At 51.2% G+C, this 17,295-nt stretch carries 15 protein-coding genes; 7 read left to right on the top strand and 8 right to left on the bottom strand.

Features of this window, described 5'->3' with window-relative positions; all coding sequences use genetic code 11:
* Positions 1–21: 21 nt before the first annotated feature.
* Complete coding sequence (rbsK, locus tag P9L94_15310) at positions 22–921, top strand: ribokinase (protein ID MDP8245452.1); 900 nt, start codon at positions 22–24, stop codon at positions 919–921.
* Here rbsK and P9L94_15305 read toward each other — a convergent pair.
* Both P9L94_15305 and P9L94_15300 read right to left on the bottom strand, forming a co-directional pair.
* On the bottom strand, positions 918–1,592 hold the full coding sequence (locus tag P9L94_15305) for an SH3 domain-containing protein (GenBank protein ID MDP8245451.1): 675 nt from the start codon (positions 1,590–1,592) through the stop codon (positions 918–920). The genes rbsK and P9L94_15305 overlap by 4 nt on opposite strands.
* A 70-nt stretch (positions 1,593–1,662) precedes the next feature.
* Entirely contained in the window at positions 1,663–2,919 is a 1,257-nt protein-coding gene (locus P9L94_15300; GenBank protein ID MDP8245450.1) for a right-handed parallel beta-helix repeat-containing protein, read from the bottom strand.
* Positions 2,920–3,064: 145 nt separating this feature from the next.
* On the opposite strand from P9L94_15300, the gene P9L94_15295 reads away from it, so the two are divergent.
* The 3 genes from P9L94_15295 to P9L94_15285 all read left to right on the top strand — a co-directional run bounded on the left by P9L94_15295 (position 3,065) and on the right by P9L94_15285 (position 5,869).
* Complete coding sequence (locus P9L94_15295) at positions 3,065–4,012, top strand: hypothetical protein (protein MDP8245449.1); 948 nt, start codon at positions 3,065–3,067, stop codon at positions 4,010–4,012.
* Positions 4,003–5,343, top strand: a complete 1,341-nt coding sequence (locus tag P9L94_15290; GenBank protein MDP8245448.1) for a glycosyltransferase family 87 protein — start codon at positions 4,003–4,005, stop codon at positions 5,341–5,343. Before P9L94_15295 ends, P9L94_15290 begins: the two co-directional genes overlap by 10 nt.
* Positions 5,344–5,557: 214 nt before the next feature.
* Positions 5,558–5,869 (top strand): flagellar biosynthesis anti-sigma factor FlgM, encoded by a 312-nt coding sequence (locus P9L94_15285; GenBank protein ID MDP8245447.1) that lies wholly within the window; start codon positions 5,558–5,560, stop codon positions 5,867–5,869.
* 129 nt (positions 5,870–5,998) lie between these two features.
* Here the strand turns inward: P9L94_15285 and P9L94_15280 are convergent, their stop codons facing one another.
* The 6 genes from P9L94_15280 to cysK form a co-directional block, all read right to left on the bottom strand.
* The gene (locus tag P9L94_15280; GenBank protein ID MDP8245446.1) at positions 5,999–7,219 is read right to left on the bottom strand and encodes a redoxin domain-containing protein; all 1,221 of its coding nucleotides are present in this window, start codon (positions 7,217–7,219) and stop codon (positions 5,999–6,001) included.
* Positions 7,220–7,334: 115 nt separating this feature from the next.
* Positions 7,335–9,041, bottom strand: coding sequence for a CDC27 family protein (locus P9L94_15275; protein MDP8245445.1), 1,707 nt, complete (start codon positions 9,039–9,041; stop codon positions 7,335–7,337).
* The gene (locus tag P9L94_15270) at positions 9,038–10,747 is read right to left on the bottom strand and encodes a FapA family protein (protein ID MDP8245444.1); all 1,710 of its coding nucleotides are present in this window, start codon (positions 10,745–10,747) and stop codon (positions 9,038–9,040) included. Before P9L94_15270 ends, P9L94_15275 begins: the two co-directional genes overlap by 4 nt.
* A 45-nt stretch (positions 10,748–10,792) precedes the next feature.
* Positions 10,793–11,836, bottom strand: a complete 1,044-nt coding sequence (locus P9L94_15265; protein ID MDP8245443.1) for a hypothetical protein — start codon at positions 11,834–11,836, stop codon at positions 10,793–10,795.
* 143 nt (positions 11,837–11,979) lie between these two features.
* Positions 11,980–13,323 (bottom strand): ATP-dependent 6-phosphofructokinase, encoded by a 1,344-nt coding sequence (locus P9L94_15260; GenBank protein ID MDP8245442.1) that lies wholly within the window; start codon positions 13,321–13,323, stop codon positions 11,980–11,982.
* 164 nt (positions 13,324–13,487) lie between these two features.
* Positions 13,488–14,441 carry a cysteine synthase A gene (gene cysK, locus P9L94_15255; protein MDP8245441.1) on the bottom strand — a complete coding sequence of 318 codons (954 nt, stop codon included), beginning with the start codon at positions 14,439–14,441 and terminating at the stop codon, positions 13,488–13,490.
* A 292-nt stretch (positions 14,442–14,733) separates the two neighbouring features.
* On the opposite strand from cysK, the gene P9L94_15250 reads away from it, so the two are divergent.
* The 3 genes from P9L94_15250 (at position 14,734) to P9L94_15240 (ending at position 17,289) form a co-directional block, all read left to right on the top strand.
* The gene (locus tag P9L94_15250; protein MDP8245440.1) at positions 14,734–15,672 is read left to right on the top strand and encodes an RluA family pseudouridine synthase; all 939 of its coding nucleotides are present in this window, start codon (positions 14,734–14,736) and stop codon (positions 15,670–15,672) included.
* Positions 15,669–16,214, top strand: coding sequence for a bifunctional pyr operon transcriptional regulator/uracil phosphoribosyltransferase PyrR (gene pyrR, locus P9L94_15245; GenBank protein ID MDP8245439.1), 546 nt, complete (start codon positions 15,669–15,671; stop codon positions 16,212–16,214). The genes P9L94_15250 and pyrR overlap by 4 nt, the downstream gene beginning before the upstream one ends.
* Before the next feature lie 94 nt (positions 16,215–16,308).
* Positions 16,309–17,289 (top strand): aspartate carbamoyltransferase catalytic subunit, encoded by a 981-nt coding sequence (locus P9L94_15240; protein MDP8245438.1) that lies wholly within the window; start codon positions 16,309–16,311, stop codon positions 17,287–17,289.
* Positions 17,290–17,295 lie beyond the last annotated feature (6 nt).

Below are 17,295 nucleotides of genomic sequence, written 5' to 3'. Positions count from 1 at the left end.
TGCATCATTTTGGGGACGAATATGAAACGAATTTTTGTGATCGGCAGTTCCAATACGGATTTAGTCGTTAAATGCCCGAAATTGCCAAAGCCCGGCGAGACCGTGCTGGGCGGCGACCTGATTCAAGCCAACGGCGGCAAAGGCGCCAACCAGGCGGTCGCGGCGGCGCGATTAGGCGGCAATGTCGTGTTTCTCTGTAAAGTCGGCGGCGACGCATTCGGTCAGGACAACATCAACGCATACGTCCGCGAAGGCATCGAAACTCAATATATCATTACCGATAAAGACGCGGCGTCTGGGGCCGCACTCATTCTGGTCGACAACGCAGGCGAAAATTCCATCGCCGTCGCGCCTGGAGCGAACAGCCGCTTGTCGTTGGCAGATGTTGATACGCTGCGGGACGTGATCCATGACGGCGACGTCATGTTGCTGCAACTCGAAATCCCATTAAACACCGTGATTCACGCCGCCCGGATCGGGCGCGAACGCGGCGCAGTAGTGATTCTCGATCCCGCCCCGGCGCCCGGCGGCGGTCTGCCGGATGAATTGCTGCGTTCGCTTGATTACATCACGCCCAACCAGCACGAGGCCGATGCGCTGGCCTCCGCCTGCGGCGGTTGCGGCGCGGACGCCATGCTGCAACGAGGCGTGAAGAACGTGGTCATCACCAAAGATAAAGAAGGTTGCGTGTTGCTTTCAAATGACGGCTCGCGCTCATTCCCCGCCTACCCGGTCAAAGCGGTTGATTCCACCGCAGCGGGCGACGCCTTCGCGGGCGCGCTGGCAGTCGGACTCTCGGAAGGGTACAACCTCGAGAACGCCATCAGTTGGGCGCAACAGGCCGCAGCGGTATCGGTCACCCGCATGGGCGCACAACCATCGCTGCCCACGCGCAAAGAACTACTTGCGTATAATTTTTAGTCTCCCTCGACCAAAGCGGTGATCTTCCAACCGCCGGGCGTTTCCTTTATCACGATCCGATGTTCCAACGGGCTGCGGATGTATTCATCTCGAACCCACCCGAGTTGCCCATCAATGGTTTCCACTTTTTGAAAACCGTTCTCATGCTTTTCGCCCCGATCTTCTTTGAATGCGGTTTTAACAACTGAATAATTTAACGCTCCAATCACATCAGAAGCATCGTTCGGCAAAGAATACATCAGTGCATCAGGAACGATCACCGCAGAATAAAAAAATGCGTCATAATCTTTGGGAAAGCGCGAAAAAACATAGGGCGCCGTAAAATGAAGTTCGTCTCTGATACGCCCCAATGTGGCGCCCAGGTCGAATACTGTTTCTATAACATCCCAGAGAAACGAATCCGGCTCGCGCAGTTTGTAGTGTTCAATAAATTCATCAATGCCGCCGTCGCCGCCGAACGACGACCAAACGTTTTCATCCAAATGGGCAATCACCCAATCGGCGTCCTTGGTTTGAATTGCCTGACGAAACTCATCCATGAATGCTGAAACTAGGGGATTATTTGATTCATCAACTGGCAACAACTGCGGGCCATTGATTATGACAGGCGGATTGGTTGCGCAACTTGCCATCAGCGCAACGAAAACAGAAAGTGTAAAAAGGCAGCGCATGTCAGCAGACCTCATCCGGTGGGATCGTATAATCTGTTAACGATGATCGGCGCCCGTTGTAACGAATGGCTTAATGCAGCAGCCAGTTACAGCAGGCGGAAAATTCATCAAAGACATAGGCGCCAATGTCGATGGGATTACGCCGCAGACGCCCGTCGAAATCAGTATCAGGAAGATCGTCTACCGACGCTCCGCCTGCAATCGCAGGAGACCCGGGGAAGAGGTGATAATCGCCGCCTTCATAATCAACAAACGCAGGCCATTGGTTTGAATTTCCACTGCCGGGATACACGCTGGAACCATGCAGGATAGAATGAATGACCGATATCCCCGATCCCCGTTCCAAGCGCACTGCTTGTTGGTCGTCGCGCCCCCAGATAATCGTGTTAATCACCTGGGCGAATGCCGCTGATTGATGCAGCCAGATTCCCCGGTCGCAGTCGATGATGGTGTTATTCATGACGGTAATATTGGCGCCGTTCTTAAACCCGATGCCGTTCTCACAATTGATAATAATATTATTAGTGATGATCGACTCCGCCCCTGCGTCACCCGAAATGCCGATAGGGTCATTGCCGCCGCCGCGACAATTCATCACCAGATTGCCGTCAACGATGGCGTCGCAATTGTCGAGGTCGATAGCGTCGTCGTCGCTGCCAAGAAACACGTTCTTGCGAACGATAGGAACTGGCCCCGGGCGTTTGGTGTCGCCGATGTCTAACGCATCGCTATAGTCATAGCGCCGCGCGAAGGTGCAATACTCAACCAGCGCCGCCGCGTTCGAGCCATGTACCGCTTCGTTGGCGCCCTCGCCGAAATAGCAACCGCTGATATGAACGTCGATGATGTCTTCCATGTGGATGGCTTTGCGGTTGAAGTCATCCGGCCAGTTTTCAAATGTGCAATTCATGATTTCGACCGGATAAGCGCTACCCATCACGTTGAACATGCCGATGCGCCCGCTGCCCACATTGTCGCCGTCACGAATATCGCAATAAACAAAGCGGCCGCCGCCGTTCGGCTCTTCGCATGAGACGCCGCCCCAGCGCCGGGCGCCGGCCCGGTCAAAAGAGATCGCCGCGTCTTTCTCGCCGACAGCGTTCAATACGCCCAAGACTTCAATCGAAACGCCTGCGCCCAGTTTGACCTCGACGCCCGGCTCAATGGTCACCGTGGCGCCTTCTTCAATGGTGAGATCGTCGGTAATCATCCACGGAGATTCCGCAAGCGACCAGGTTTCGTTTTGAGAGAGACTCCCGCTTCGTTCAGCTGCGAGACACGGCAGCCCTGAGACGAGACATGCAACGAACAACAAAAATCGAACCATATCAAAAAAATCTCCTAATTCCACAACAACATATACAATATCATGCATTCGCTGGTTTCGACGAGTATTCTGCCCTGTTGAAATGGATTTTTATCGCCAGATTTGTAACAATGTCTGGAACCAGAGACGCGCGAAAGCTGACGCCATGAGCAACGACCCCTTACGGGCGTATGAATATGAGTTAATTGAACGGATGGAAGAGATTCTCCATGCGTTTCATTTTCATCTTTTAGACGGCGGCGTCTCCGCCCGTCAGGCCGAACAGCGCCTCGCCAACGCGGAACTGTTTCTCATTCAATATCACGCCTATCACTATTTGAACGACGTATCTTCACTTACGCCGCAACGGATCTCTGACTTTTTGTGCGTGTGGTACTTTGAACGGATTGAATCGCGCAGTGAATCAGACTGGAAAGAAACGCTTCAAACTTTAGACCTGTTTCTCCGTTATCTGCTCGATTCAAAAACCATTCAAAGCATCGGCGCCCAAGCGCTGTTCGACGCCGTTGAATTTCCCGGTGAATATGAAACGCTCGAGAACGAGTACAACCAACAGCCGCTATCAGTAAAACGCCAAGACGATGTCCCGTTGGAAGATTTTTTCGTCGATGAGGCGCCAATTGACGATGACCTGGCCCTGACGCCGCCCATCACCTTGTCGTTCCAGAGTTGCGCATCCTTTCACGAGATGGTCGATTCCATCCAACACGACTTGCCCTCGATCGAACCTCGAAAAAATGTGATTGCGCTTAAACCAGCGCCCTCCGGGGACGGGCCGCCAAACCCGGTGGCCGAAACCGATAACGTTCAAGAGTTCATTCTGGATTTATTGCGGGGCGACTTGGTGTTTCATCGCTGGCTTGAACGAAAGCGCCGCCATTTAAAAGACGTCCGCGGCGCCCTGTTGCATGGGTATCAACACTATGAAACTCTCTTGCTGCATATCAACCAGCTGGCGCGCGAACTCCCTCCCTCCGAAGAAGAAGCCGCGCAAGGGTGTGCGGTGCTCGACCAACTGGACAAACAACTCTGGTCGCTGCGCAATCGCATCGCCGCTGAATTCCGATTGGATCTACGCAGCCTATGTCTATGACGCGCAAGCCGGTTCCTCATATCGTTCAATCAGCGGCGGTGTATCTCTGCGCCCCGATCTCCTCAGCCTGGCTCCCCCTGGCTGGGCTGTTAGGCTTTGCCGCCATCTTTTGGCGCTATCAGGAGTTAGTCAATCTTCAGTGGGATTTCGGCGCATACTACGTGGCAGGCAAAGCCCTACTCGCTGGCGGCAACCCTTACGATCCCGACTCCCTAAAACAAGCGGGACAATTGATTACCGACGCCGATTATCATGGCCTCTTATTTCTCTACCCTCCGCTTTTTCTGCGCATTTTAACGCCGCTTTTTTATCTCGATTTATTCACCGCCTCGTTTGTGTGGTTCACCCTCAAATGCATGACGGTGCAAATCATGTTGCTGGCGTCACTCAAACTGATGCGGGCGCGGGTCTCCATTCTCTCGCTGGGATTGATGAACTTCGCGGCGCTGACGTTTCATCCAATCGGACTGGACTTTGCAGCAGGCAACGTCGCCGTCTTTGAGGGAACGCTGGTTCTCTCTGGATTGTGGGCATGGTCGACCAACCGAAAAGGGCTTGCCGCTGCGCTCATCACGCTCGGTTCGTTTATGAAGATATCGCCGTTCCTGCTGGCGCTGTATCCACTCCATCGTCGTAACAAACGGTTTCTTGTTTCGTTGGCGATTTGCATCGCGAGCCTCGCGATTCTTGCGGCGCTCGATTGGCGCATGACGGCCCACTATTTTGCTTTTACTCAAAGCGACGCCGTGGTCTACCACTGGGATGAGCAAGTCCAAAGCGTGTACAACATTTCGCTGACCTCGTTCATTCTGCGCACCTTCGCCCACACCTATTTCTATCAACCACTGATTGACGCAGCGTGGCTCGTCCCAATTTTGACGCCATTGGCGCCCGTGCTTATTTTTTTGGCCTTGATCGTCTCCGTCCGAAAACATGAACACGCAGATCGCTCTCACAATTCCCCCACGCTGTTCTGTGCGCTGCTGCTCGCGGTCTTACTCGTCCCACCCCGGCTTGCGGGGTATACGCTTTGTTGGACACTGTTCCCCTGCGCCCATTTATTGATTCAATCCTGGAACCAAAAGCACTGGAGCGCCTTAGTATTAACAATCTCCGGCATATTTTTATTACAGTGGTATTTTCCTCCATCCCAAATTAAGCCCGGTTTAGGGCAATTACTTGTGGATTCTGAGTTGCTTGGCCTTTTATCCCTATACATCTCCGCTTGCCTACTATTGTGCAGACACAAAAAGAAAACAGAGAATAACAAATTGATAATAAATGATTTACGCACAACAAGGTCACATGAACTCCCAAGACATGCACACTAAACTCTATACTTATAAAGCCATACCTAAACATCTGTCTTTTTATGCGTTTTTTATGCATTTTTTTGAAAGAAAATTCAAGTTTAGTATTTGAACCGTCGATACTTATAGCAATCATCCTATCGACCCACTTGAAAATGGTGCTAGAATGGGTGGCCTAAAGAGTAATTTTTGTTGATCTATACGAATTTTGAGGGTCGATACAGGAGAGGATAAAATGGTTGATATCGTAGGGATTAATTCCACGGCCAACCAACCTAATCGAGTCGGCGATCGAGGCAATGTCGCCAAAGGTTCTTCGTCAGAAGCGAAAGCAACCACTTCGACGACAACCGCAAGCGACCGCATCGAGATTTCTGCAGGCGCCCGTCAGGTCGGCGTACTCAGTCGGTTGGTAAAAACCGCGCAAGCGGAACCAAATGTTCGCGCAGATGCCGTAGCGCGCGCAAAAGAAAAAATGGAAAACGGCGAATTTGAAGGCGTCGAAGTTTCACGCGACGCCGCAAAGAAGACTCTTGGGGTCTCGTAACCACACCCGAAGTATGAGACCCCTAGTCTCACCTCCGCTCCCCTGCCGCGCTAAACCTATGTACTCCCGCGACAATACGCCAATACAAAACAGCACAATAGAAAACAGGCGCCAGACTCAACCTGTATATTAATCTACTAGCGCTTGAATTCGCTTTTCAATGTCCGGGTCGAAGCCCGGAATGTAATCGCGCATCATTCCTTCTTTATCAATAATCACAAACGTCGGCATCACAGAGACTTCATACAGCCCTGCCACCCGGCCGCCGTCTAACGCAACCATGGGGTGAAACCCGTTCTTGCTCAGGTAACTCTTGACCGTCTCAGCCGGCTCTTGTTGATTGAGCGCCAAAATGACCACGTCATCCTTATAGGTTTCCGCAATCTCTTCCATGACAGGCATTGCAGCGCGGCACGGCGGGCACCATGTCGCCCAAAAATCCAACACGACAACTTTCTTGCCTTTATACTCAGACAATTTGAATTCGCCGCCATCCATCAGTTGAATCGAGAAATCAGGCGCAGGCGGCGGTGGAGGCGTCAGCGCATCGTCTAACGACGCTGCTTTACGAATTCCATCGCCGGGCGTGAACTGGAACACCGACGGATCGACGGGCGAACCCAGTTGCCAATCGCTCAGCTGAATTTCATTCTCAATCGACAATCCTTCCGAACCCGCAATTCCGCCTTGTGCGATAAAATCATTCCATTCCGGTTTGATTTTCACCAGCGAAGGCGCATCGCCCTTTTTCACCCAAAACGTGTATGCGAAATCTTCTCGCTCGAGCCGAATGGTATGTACGCCCTCCGCATTTGAATCGTCGCGCTCAAAGGTAATCGACTTCATGCCGCGCGTGAGTTCTTTCCACGGGTCAGCGCCCAACAAAAAATCATGATAGATAGTTTCGGGGTTACGGACGCCTTGAATATGGTCTTCGTCATTTGGGAACAAATCGAGTTCAGCCAAGGAAACGGGCGCGTCGCTTTCGACATACGCAGAGGTAGATTCAATATAGTGAAATAGTTTAGAACCGTCTGAGATCACGCTCGGCCCGGTTGTTTCCGCGCCAGTGCGCCATGCAAATTTATTTGGCCGTTCCCAGGCGAAGACATATTCTTTTGTATAATTATCTTCCATCCCCTGCATTCTAAAAGTCACTTCGCTATCAACATGAATGCGTCCGTTGTTTGCAGCGCCAAAAGAACGGACCACGGATTTCAATAGCGACTGCGCGTCTTCGTCAATCAACGGCTTCTCAGCCGTCTGTGATATGGCGTCAGTTGAAAAGATAAAACAATATCCGACGATCAAAAATCCAGCAATAGATAAACAACGGATTAAAGATGACATGAAATTCTCCAGAATTGGTTGGTGAAAGAATTGGATTGAGGTTCGAGACAAGAACACGAAACCCGCTACGTAAGAATAGCCGGACATTGGTTGCGAAGCCAAAAAATTCATACGGTCAGGCCGCTTTTATTGTCCCGGTGGGGTTTAAATATGGGGCAGCCTCTTTAAAACGCCCTGAATCAAGCAGTAATAAGCCAAATTCCGCGCGCAATTGTGGATGCCGGGGAAAGCGCTTCAGCACAGGCTCAAATACGTCCACCGCTTTGGACACCTGACCAGCGAGGCGACAGATGTCTGAATAAGCAAGAAGCAGATCAAGCGACGGCGACCCGGCTTCCAATGACTCGTCCAGCATCGCCAGCGCATTCTCGTGGTTGCCTGAATCGGCAATGCATTTCGCCAGTAATATGCGGTTTCGAACTCGCACCGGCTCCATATCAAAAGCCAGCTGCGCAAAAATCAACGCTTCGTTTGTCTCTCCAGCGTCATACAATAACAAAGCCAACCAATAGCGGCTTTCAGGATCATGAGAATCTAAGTCCACCGCGCAACGGAAGCAGGATTCGGCTTGCTCTAACATTCGCCGGTTGCGATAGATTCGCCCTAAGATCACATGCGAGGTCGAACAATCATCTTTCAAGTGAATCGCAGCCCGCAGTGAATCGAGCGCTTTCTCATCAACATGCGTTTCAAAATAACAATGCCCGAGTTTATGCAATGTCTTGGCGCGGTTGGGTTTTTTGGCAACAATCCGATCAAAGGCATTGAGCGCTTGCGCCCAACGACGCAACCGATACGCAACCTCACCCAACTTCTCAACATATTTCAACCGCGAATCCAACTCAGCGGTCTTCAAGTAAAATTCGTACGCTTCTTCCAGCGTGGTCGATTCTAGCGCTTGGGCCAAGGCATAAAAATCACGCGCACCCGCTTCGGGGATTTTCGCGATCATCCGTAGTTCCATGTTGTAGGCGATTGTATTGTGAACATGGTGAAAAATTTGTGCGCGCAAACGGTGGGCGTCAATGTGAAGTTTGTTAAACTTAAACAATTGGTCGAGTTCGGTTAACGCTTGTTTAAACTTCTTTTCGCGAAACGATAACCGCGCGGCGTCATATAAATTATCGACTTGGGTTATTGCGATTGAGGGAATACTCATCGCCAGTTTGTTGATAATGGCGTTCAGTATTTTGATTTGTGTGGTGACATCAACGCTTTTAATTTTTTCGCGGATTTGTACTTCGAGTTTGCCCCGGTTTGCGGGTGGCAAATGCTCGAGACACGTATGAAAGGTCTGCATCAAGCCGCTGACCGCCCGGCGGTCCTGCCGCACCTGATTGTCAAACCGCCTCCGCAGTTTTAATACCTCTTCGGCCAACGCCACGCATGTTTTCCGTTGTTCGACTGCACGCTGCGTAAACTCTTCAATGTCCGTCTTACATTGATCCGTATTTTCAGTTTTTTGCTGCGCTTTTAACAGGTCAAGATTTTCTTCCAGCTTTTCAAGTAGTTCTTTTTGTTTTAAGAACACGACCGCCTTTGATTCAAACGCGGTTGCGGTTTCATCACTTTGAGTTGAAAGCCGCCCCAATTTACGGTGCTGTTCAATTTCACGGCGGGCTTCGATGATGGCGCTGCGAATTTCATCGGCAACGCCGTCGCGCAATAAACGCAGAAATTGCTCCTCTTGCGCAACGTCCGACTCAGACCGTTCTTCTTGCATGTCTCGCATGGCGCGATTGATTGATTGTAATTTAACTTGAGCGCGCAGCTGCTGCGCCTTCTGGCCGACCGCGTTGCGATTGTCATTTTGCGGACTCATACTTCTTCCTCCGCATCACTATCCAGTTCACGTTCCTGATAGGGCGATGTTGTTAATTTTCCATCCGAGTAGGTAATCGTCGCAGGCCCGGTCGGCGACTTGATTTCAATGCCCTTACCTAAAATACGAACAATGACGCCGGGCAGGATATCTTTTTCCGCCCGTACGGTACGCATGGAAGTTTGGCTTGCTTCAAAATCCCGCTTGCATCCGTCGAGAGTCGCCGCAAGCGCTTCTAATTCTTGTCCAACTTTATCAATTTCCGCTTGCAACTCTTCATCAACCTGTGAAGCCGCGCCCGCGCCAGACTTTGATTTCGCCTCGACGAGTTTGTCTCTTTGTTCTTGCTTGTGGTTTAATTGGCCCGCCAAATGGTGTTGGCGCTCTTCCAGTTCGGTTAGTTCCGAGCCAAGCGTAATCTCCGTCCGTACGCCCATATCAGAACCAATCACCTTGGCGCAGACATCATCCCAGGCAAATATTTTTCCGCCAATAATAGAGCCGTCTTTGCCTTCACAATGGATGCGCTTGGCGCGGACTTCCGATTGAATAATTTCACCGTCAACATTAATGCAGCCCTCGGCTTTAACATATGCGTTCTTAATATATTTGCATTTCAGGTCCGCGCCGGCATTGATGCGCGCTTTGTCTTTTCCTTCGATGCCCTGGTTGCATAAAATCGATTGTTGCGCGTGAATCACGGCGCCTTCAACAACGCCGGAAACGGCAACTTCACCGTCTGTCTCCACGCGAAAGTCCGTTAATACATCGCCTTTGATTTGGACTGCGACGGGCGTCTTCACATTGCCCGAAGAAAAATCAACGTTTCCATCAATATTCAACGCAGGGACAACATTTAGTTTGCCGTCTTTCATGTATGCGCAACCCGACATCGCCGTGTGAAGAAATAAACCGTCTTCCGACAGTTTGCAATTCGAGTTCTGAGGAAAATCTGCGTCCAACCCCGGCGTCGAGGGGATATCTTCTCCGGTAACATCCATACCCGCTACGCCAGGGTCCGCCGGTATTTTGTGAAGCAACACGTCTTCTTCCTGTACCGGGCGAAACATGGTCTGTTCTTTGTAGTCAATCCTCGAGCCGACGGCTTTACCAACGATGTCAGCCCGCGCCAACAACTTCAGCGGGTCTTCAATGACTGCATTTTTCCCGGCAATCGGCGGTTTGCCGCGCGCGACTTTCACGCGGCGGTCGAATAATTTTTTGTTAAAAAGCGTCTCAAGAGCTTTAGCATCAATTCCATGCGCGACGCCGTTTTCAGCAATCGCTTCGGCGATTGTCTCCGGCGACCAATATCTTGCTAACACTTTGGGTTGAACCAGAAAGGCGGTCATACGGTCCGAACTGATCTCAACATCAACGCCCAATGCGCGAACCGCGCCCTCTAAAATAGACGCATCGGGAGAATCGTCTTCCCCGCACAAAACAGGCTCCAATTGTTTAATGATCGAAATCAACGCCTCGCGAATGCGCGACTCGGGCATCTTATCGACCCAATCATTCATCTGACGCAGCAATTGCAAACTATCCAGCAATGGCTCCGCTTCTTTGGGCGGATCGTCTTCATTCTCCAAATCGCCGCAACGCGACTCTAGTTCCGCCTGCAATTGCCGCATGGCGAAAAGAGGCCCTTTTTCTACAGTTTCATCGTCGGGAGCGACTGTCGGTTCTGGAGCCACTTCGGTCACAATGTGCGTCCCCTTCGCAATTCAATCAAATGCTTCAATGGAATCTTACTTCTTTTTATCTTCTTTTTCCTGATAGGCCATGCGCTTTGATTCTTTTGAGACGACCTTGTCTTCTTTTTTTGTTTTAAGCGATTCAATATCGGCTGATTGTACAACAAGAATCAAGGCTTCAACGCCGCCTATGATCGGTTTTAAGATAATTTCATCAACAACATCCAGGTCTTTTTCGATATCCGTGATAAACGAAAGCGGAATGTTGCCCAAATGGGCGCCCAATTTATCCATTCGCGCCTGCGCATCTGAGCGCATGTGACGCAAGGTGTGAATCGAGTCGGTGATTTCTTTGGTGGCGCTTTCTGTGTAATGCTGAAATCCGCCTGTGTTCAAACTTGTAGCGTATATTTCCATAATATTCATTAGGGTTTGAAACTGGATGCGCATGATGCGGCGTTTATCTACAATAAACTTCAAGCGGGCTTCGCGCGCTTTTTCAATATAGGGTTTGAGACGCCGCTTGTTGATGTTGTATTGCTTCATGGTTTTTTCGCAGAACATGCGCAATTTTTTGATCTGTTCAACATCTTTTTCCTGCATTGCAGTCAATAACGCCGCCGAGGCTTCTTCAAATTGACGGATGACCGGGTCTTCTTTTTTCTTGCGAACAATCGCCTGTTCAAGAACCTGAACGTCTTTCGCCAGACTGGATGCGCGGTTTTGCGAGCCTTCTAACTCCCGCCGAACGGCAACCATCTCTTGTGGAGACACTTCGGTATGCTGCACAATGATGTCAATTTTCGACTGGCAGTTTGAAATGCGTTCAATAATATCATTGACGAGGCTCTGGTCGCCGCGAATCGTGCGCTTGCGCATCAAATCGACCAGTTCTTTACGGCGAATATTCGACGAGCGTTCTTTTTCTTTTGCCGTGACCGCCCTGGTGCGTCCGCCCTGGCTCATCAGAGCCAGGTCTTTCATTGGAATGCCCTCACTTCGGGCCTTCTCGAGCAGCTGCGCCGCCATCAAAGAGGTCGAGATTTGATCTGCCGCAACATCAAAATCTAGTGAATCGTCTTCAATATTGTCGTTCATACGTCCCCATTACTACTCGTTTTTCTTGATACAACTAGCAATAATCATACAAGTTTTATTCTGCAAAACCATTTGCAGAATATAGTATTCATTCGACACACTGTTAAGTCAATCAAATCAAACTGATAATTTCACCATAACTATTAACCGATGTTAAACATACGGCGAGGCTGGTCGGAGGTTTGTAACACAGAAAGCCACAAATCTCCCTCCGTGTCTAACATTTTGCGTTCTGAAACCGCCGCCTCTATTGGAACGTGAGTAAACGCGGAATGCCAATGCCCCACCAACATTCCGGTACGCCCACTCATTGCTGCATGTACTGCGTTATGAGCAAGTTGCAGGCAATACATGCTATCCGAAGGCGTTGCAGGCAATGACCGCACAATATAACTGGGGTCAATATATTTGATGGAAACGGGAATTTCTCGTTTTGTAAAATATTTTTTCACTTCTTCTTTCAAAAATACGCCAATATCTTTCAATTTGACATTTCCCGAGGCGTCTTGCTTCTCTTTCTCCGCCTGTTGGTCCATCAATTTTTGTCCGGCCCCTTCGGCCACAACGACGACCGCATGTTTGCGGCGAAGGATGCGCTCTTCTAAGGCAGGCAAAAAACCATCCGGCGGGTCTAAGTCAAACGGCACTTCAGGAATCAAGACAAAGTTTGCTTCTCCGCTTGCTAACGCGGCGGTCGCCGCCAAAAATCCAGACTGCCGCCCCATGAGTTTCACAATCGCGATGCCGTTCTCGGCGCCGGTTGCTTCAACATGGGCGCAGCCCAAAACGTCCGCGCCTTTCGAGTAGGCGGTCTCAAAACCGAAACTTTTTTCGACAAAGCGAACGTCATTATCAATGGTCTTGGGGATGCCAATGACAGAGATTTCCAGCCCGCGTTTTTTCACTTCATCCCGAACGGCAAGCGATCCGCGTTGGGTGCCGTCGCCGCCGATCGTAAACAGCATGTTGAATCCATTTTTCACCATGAAGTCAACCATTTCCGCTGCATCTTGCGGCCCGCGCGACGACCCCAAAAATGTACCGCCGCGCGAGGGGATGTCTTCAACCACTTTGGGCGTCAAATGAATCGGCGGCAACATGGAGCGCTCAACTAAGCCCTTGTATCCATACTGAATTCCATAGACCTCGTGAACGCCGTAATGATAATTGAGCGACAAGACGATGCCGCGAATGACGTCATTCAATCCCGGGCATAATCCGCCGCAGGTGACGATGGCGGCTTTGACGCTGGGTGGATTAAAAAAGATTTTGTCGCGCGGCCCCGCCGCTTCAAACGAAGGCGGCTCACACTTTTCGCTCTTGTATTGCTTTAGGGCATTGAGCGTATTGTCAAATAAAATCCGCTCGTCGTCTTCAACAAAATTCGATATAAAATCGCCATCAACATGAGAGAGTTCTAATGGAGACGGGAACCGGGCTTTTCCTAAACGCGAAATCGTAAAATCAACGTCATGGCAATCGCTCATCAATGCTCGCTCCTGGTTGGAATGATTCTATACAATCACTTTACGCATGTTTTGCTCAGATACAAATAGATCATTATCAGGATTCAAATATTTTTTAGGCATAAACAAAACAGCCGATCATTTCGACCGGCTGTTTGATTGAGGTTTATATCACTTACGTATCGTTATTCTGTCGGCTCGCCCGGCCTGGGAGGGTCTAAGTAAGGGTAGAGTTCCGTACTTAGATAGCGTTCGCCCGTATCAGGTAGAATGACGACGATGTCTTTTCCCTCGCCAAGTTCTTTGGCGTATTCAATCGCGCAATACGCCGCCGCGCCGCATGAGATGCCGCAGAAGATGCCTTCTTCGTTGCACAAACGGCGCGCGGTTTCCATCGCCTGATCGTTGCTAACGGTCATAACTTTGTCAACAATCGACATATCCATAATGCCGGGGATAAATCCGGCGCCGATTCCCTGAATCTTGTGCGGGGCGGGATCGCCGCCCGACATAACGGGAGAATGAGACGGTTCGATAGCAATAATTTGAATACTTGAATTTTTCTCTTTTAAAAATTTGCCCACGCCGGAGATGGTGCCGCCCGTCCCGACGCCGCTAACAAACGCGTCAACCTTGCCTTCGGTTTGCTTCCAAATTTCCGGCCCGGTGGTTTTGTAATGCACGTCAGTATTTGCGGGGTTATTAAATTGTTGTGGAACAAACGCGCCTATTTCCGCCGCCATTTCTTCGGCTTTATCGACAGCGCCCTTCATTCCTTTGGGGCCTTCAGTCAATACCAGTTCAGCGCCAAACGCTTGTAAAATTTTACGGCGTTCCAGGCTCATGGATTCGGGCATGACCAAGATCAATTTGTAGCCGCGTACAGCCGCAACCATCGCAAGCCCGATGCCGGTGTTTCCGCTGGTGGGTTCAACGATGACGCCGCCGGGTTTGAGTTTCCCATCCCGCTCAGCGGCTTCGATCATCGAAAGGCCAATGCGCTCTTTCACACAACCAGCAGGGTTCTGCGCTTCCAATTTGGCCCAGACCGTAGCCGAGCCGGAGGAAGTGAGTTTATTAAGACGAACAATCGGCGTATCGCCAATCAGTTCGGTTATGTCCATTGCGCGTTTGGCCATTATTTCCTCCATACAATTGGTAAAAAAATCAAACCGCGTTACAACAAGACCCAATCCATTGATAGTTTCATAGAAAAGTATACAGCAGAATCAATTTAGGTTCGGGCTGCATATCATTGAGCCTACAAAATACTACATCAAAGGTAGATGTTTCTCAATATTCAGAAAAAAAATGAATTTAGTCAGCATTTCGGCTGATCCTGTTTCTATTGTAGCGAGTGGAGTATAATTTCTAGAGATAAAACGGGTTATTGAGCTGAATTTATACGATTGGTCGCACCTGGGTTAGGATATGCGCCAAACAATCGAATTTATTGTCACAGAGCCATTTGCCGGCGTTCGGATTGATAAATATCTGACCAGCGTTGCAGACGGATTTTCGCGCAGCCGCATCCAGGCGCTGATCCAAGAAAGCGCGGTTACGCGCAACGGCGCACTTTGCGCCAAGCCTCGCGAAGAAGTTGCGCCCGGCGATTGTATTACGCTTTCAGCGCCGCCGCCCGCGCCTTCAACTGTAGAACCAGAACCGTTGCCGCTGGATATTGTATACCAGGATTCAGACATCGCCGTCATCAATAAAGCCTGGGGCATGAGCGTTCACCCGACCGATCACAACAAATCCGGCACACTAGTGAATGCGCTGCTCCACCATCTCAACGATCTGTCCGGCATTGGCGGGGTGCTGCGCCCCGGCATAGTGCATCGCCTCGACCGCGTCACCAGCGGCGTCATCATCGTCGCGAAACATGATGAAGCCCATCGTCGGCTTTCCGCCAGTTTTAAAGCCCGCGAAACAAAAAAGGCCTACTGGGCCATTGTGCATGGACGCCCCGGCAAAGACGCAGGCGAAATCGAGCAGCCGATTGGCCGCCATCCGACCGACCGAAAGCGCATGACCATCCGGCAGGATGGTCGCCCCTCGCTCACCCGGTATCGTTTTTGTGGAGAAGGACTAGGCGCGAGTTGGCTGGAGCTTTATCCTGTAACAGGACGTACGCACCAGATTCGCGTACATCTCAAACACATCGGTCATCCCATCGCGGGCGACCTGGTGTATACGCTGAAAAAGTATAGTGGACGCGGTGAGTTGGAACGCGCGTTTGCCGATCAAACCATGATTGCATTACACGCGCGCTCCATCCGGTTTCCGCACCCTGGCTCCGGCGAAGAGGTTGAGTTTAAAGCGCCGCCGCCGGATGCTTTGCATTCTATATTGGAACGAATGAAATGAATGACAACCACTTTCGGCAAGTGATGAACGCGGACGAGATCGACCGCACCCTGCACCGCATGGCGTATCAAATTTGGGAGCGCAGCGCCCGCAGCCATCTCGCGCTGGTCGGCATCCGCAGCCGGGGCGCGACATTGGCGACCCGCTTGCGCCCGTTTGTCGAGAGCCTGGCGCATGAAGATATCCCACTGGGGCTGTTGGATATTGGCCTGTATCGCGACGACATAGGCCGCACCTCGCCCGCGCCGCCGGTACGCAGCACCGACATCCCGTTTGACATCGAACAAAAAGACATCGTCCTCATTGATGATGTGCTTTATACCGGGCGCACCGTTCGCGCGGCGCTCAATGCGCTGATGGATCTAGGCCGCCCCGCGCGCGTCCAACTGCTGGCGCTGGTTGACCGGGGCGGGCGCGAGTTGCCCATCCAGGCCGACTACACCGGAGAGAGCGTCAAAACGTACGAAAACGAAATCGTGGTCGTTCGCCTGCGCGAAGAAGACGACGAAGACGGCGTATTTATCGAAAAAGAGGTTGGTTAACATAGCCAACGTAGAAAAAATCACTTAGACTTTGCGAAACGCCGCAAACGGCGGCCGGCCTCAAAATAAGGGAGCCGGGGAGACGACAGCAGTGATGAGTACCTGGAAAAGCCGCGATTGTTTGGGTCTGCGCGGCGTGTCCCGCGAAGAAATCGAATTGGTGCTGGACACCGCCCGCAGCATGAAAGAAATTCAGACGCGCACCGTCAAAAAAGTTCCTACCTTGCGCGGAAAAATTGTTATCAATTTATTTTATGAACCGAGTACGCGAACTTCGACCTCATTCGAACTCGCAGCCACTCGCCTCAGCGCCGATGTCATCGACATCCAAACCGGCGCCAGCAGCGTCGTTAAAGGCGAAAGCGTGGTCGATACCGCGCAAACCCTGCGCGTGATGGGCGCTGACGGCTGCGTCATCCGCCATAGCGTCTCAGGTACGCCCCACTTTCTGGCGAAATACATTGACATCCCCGTCATTAACGCGGGCGACGGTACCAACGAACACCCCACTCAAGCGCTGCTGGATATGTTTACCATTCGCGAACACAAAGGCCCGCTCGAAGGCCTGACCATCGTTATCGTTGGCGACATTCTCCACAGCCGCGTCGCTCGCTCCAACATGTGGGGCCTGTTGACCATGGGCGCTAAGTTGCGCTTTGTGGGGCCGCCGACGCTGATTCCTCCAGGGGTGGAAGCGCTGGGCGTGGAAGTACGTCATAAGCTCGACGGCGCCTTTGAAGACGCCGACGTCATCAACTTGCTGCGCGTCCAAAAAGAACGCATGAGCGCGAATTTCTTTCCAGACTTGAAAGAATACAGCCGCTACTACGGCATGAACGGCGAGCGGCTCAAGCGCACCAAGCCCGGCTCGATTATTATGCACCCCGGCCCGATGAACCGGGGCGTCGAAATCACCACCGAAGTGGCGGAGTCTGACCAAGCGGTCATTCTCGAACAAGTTACCAATGGAATCGCCGTGCGCATGGCGCTGCTCTATCTATTGATCGGTGCGCGCGACGCAAATGAAAAGAAGACCGAAACCACAAAGGCAGGCGATACGCCTTCGTTGTTTTAACGAACG

Origin of the sequence: Candidatus Hinthialibacter antarcticus (genome assembly GCA_030765645.1) — a bacterium.
GTDB classification, from domain to species: domain Bacteria; phylum Hinthialibacterota; class Hinthialibacteria; order Hinthialibacterales; family Hinthialibacteraceae; genus Hinthialibacter; species Hinthialibacter antarcticus.
Note: the sequence above shows the minus strand (reverse complement) of the source record. Positions and strands in the feature narration are given on the sequence as shown.

Bases quoted from the DNA above. Each gene is read 5' to 3' on its own strand.
- P9L94_15260 (MDP8245442.1), bottom strand. From the start codon at position 13,323: ATGAGCGATTGCCATGACGTTGATTTTACGATTTCGCGTTTAGGAAAA.
- P9L94_15295 (MDP8245449.1), top strand. From the start codon at position 3,065: ATGAGCAACGACCCCTTACGGGCGTATGAATATGAGTTAATTGAACGG.
- P9L94_15300 (MDP8245450.1), bottom strand. From the start codon at position 2,919: ATGGTTCGATTTTTGTTGTTCGTTGCATGTCTCGTCTCAGGGCTGCCG.
- P9L94_15275 (MDP8245445.1), bottom strand. From the start codon at position 9,041: ATGAGTCCGCAAAATGACAATCGCAACGCGGTCGGCCAGAAGGCGCAG.
- P9L94_15240 (MDP8245438.1), top strand. From the start codon at position 16,309: ATGAGTACCTGGAAAAGCCGCGATTGTTTGGGTCTGCGCGGCGTGTCC.
- P9L94_15250 (MDP8245440.1), top strand. From the start codon at position 14,734: ATGCGCCAAACAATCGAATTTATTGTCACAGAGCCATTTGCCGGCGTT.
- P9L94_15280 (MDP8245446.1), bottom strand. From the start codon at position 7,219: ATGTCATCTTTAATCCGTTGTTTATCTATTGCTGGATTTTTGATCGTC.
- P9L94_15285 (MDP8245447.1), top strand. From the start codon at position 5,558: ATGGTTGATATCGTAGGGATTAATTCCACGGCCAACCAACCTAATCGA.
- pyrR (MDP8245439.1), top strand. From the start codon at position 15,669: ATGAATGACAACCACTTTCGGCAAGTGATGAACGCGGACGAGATCGAC.
- P9L94_15265 (MDP8245443.1), bottom strand. From the start codon at position 11,836: ATGAACGACAATATTGAAGACGATTCACTAGATTTTGATGTTGCGGCA.
- cysK (MDP8245441.1), bottom strand. From the start codon at position 14,441: ATGGCCAAACGCGCAATGGACATAACCGAACTGATTGGCGATACGCCG.
- P9L94_15305 (MDP8245451.1), bottom strand. From the start codon at position 1,592: ATGCGCTGCCTTTTTACACTTTCTGTTTTCGTTGCGCTGATGGCAAGT.
- rbsK (MDP8245452.1), top strand. From the start codon at position 22: ATGAAACGAATTTTTGTGATCGGCAGTTCCAATACGGATTTAGTCGTT.
- P9L94_15290 (MDP8245448.1), top strand. From the start codon at position 4,003: ATGTCTATGACGCGCAAGCCGGTTCCTCATATCGTTCAATCAGCGGCG.